Source organism: Domibacillus indicus (assembly GCF_023715895.1).
Lineage (GTDB): Bacteria > Bacillota > Bacilli > Bacillales > Domibacillaceae > Domibacillus > Domibacillus indicus_A.
Genome location: NZ_JAMBOO010000160.1, coordinates 1 through 236 on the forward strand (window position 1 = coordinate 1; position 236 = coordinate 236).

Consider the following 236-nt stretch of genomic DNA (forward strand, 5'->3'; position numbering starts at 1 on the left):
CGGTGGATGCCTTGGCACTAGGAGCCGACGAAGGACGGGACTAACACCGATATGCTCCGGGGAGCTGTAAGTAAGCTTTGATCCGGAGATTTCCGAATGGGGAAACCCACCATCCGTAATGGGATGGCACCCCTGCCTGAATACATAGGGCAGGAGGAGGCATACCCGGGGAACTGAAACATCTAAGAACCCGGAGGAAGAGAAAGCAAACGCGATTCCCTGAGTAGCGGCGAGCG

1 rRNA gene is annotated in these 236 nt (G+C 56.4%); it reads left to right on the forward strand.

Annotation, left to right across the window (positions count from 1 at the left end):
• Positions 1–236: ribosomal RNA gene (locus M3221_RS26080) — 23S ribosomal RNA — on the forward strand; the annotation flags it as partial.